The sequence below is a fragment of the Komagataeibacter kakiaceti JCM 25156 genome (assembly GCF_000613305.1).
This window is the reverse complement of sequence record NZ_BAIO01000769.1, coordinates 1-826: the sequence shown is the minus strand read 5'-3', so window position 1 is coordinate 826 and position 826 is coordinate 1. Positions and strand designations below refer to the sequence as shown.

The window sequence follows — 826 nt, the reverse complement described above, 5'->3', positions numbered from 1 at the left end:
ACATGGTTCGTGCCCTATCGCGTCCCACGGGGCAAGCGGCCCGAGGGCACGCTGTTTACAGGGTATTACGAGCCGGAAATTCGCGGTTCTCTGCACCGGGGCGGGATTTACCAGACCCCCGTCTATCGCCGCCCGCCCGATCTGGTGCGCCAGCGTGACGCGCAGGGCAATACGGTGACAGGCCGCCTGCAGGGCGGGCAGGTCGTGCCCTACTGGACCCGCGCGCAGATTGATCAGGGCGTTCTGGAGCATAAAAAGCTCGAACTGCTGTGGCTGGCGGATCCGGTGGATCTGTTCTTCCTCCAGATCCAGGGGGCCGGTCGTGTCCGCCTGCCCGATGAGAAGGTGATCCGCCTGGGCTTTGACGGGCTGAATGGCCAGCCTTACGTGCCGCTGGGCCGGGTCATGGTGGCGCAGGGGCTGCTGCGGGCCGATGATGTCAGCATGGCCTCCATCCGTGGCTGGCTGGAGGCGAATCCCTCCGGTGCGATGGCCATGATGGAACAGAACCCGAATTACGTCTTCTTCCGTGAACTGGGGCAGGGCGATACGCAGGCCGGCGCGCCGGGCGCGCTGGGTGTTGCGCTTACACCGGGCCGTTCCATGGCGGTGGACCGGCATTTCATCGCGCTGGGCAGCCCGGTATGGGTGCAGACGCAGGTTCCCGTTGACGGGCATGCAACGAACTGGAACCGGCTTGTCTTCGCTCAGGATCTGGGCACCAACATCAAGGGCCCCGACCGGGCCGACCTGTATATGGGCTGGGGGCCGGAAGCCGCGCAGACAGCGGGCAACCTGCGGTCAGGCGGGCAGATGATCGTGCTGG

Annotated in this window: 1 protein-coding gene; it reads left to right on the top strand. The window is 65.9% G+C overall.

The genetic code is table 11. From position 1 onward, the window contains the following. Positions 1–826: murein transglycosylase A (mltA, locus tag JCM25156_RS18755; protein ID WP_025814362.1), on the top strand; the 826-nt coding region annotated here is incomplete at both ends.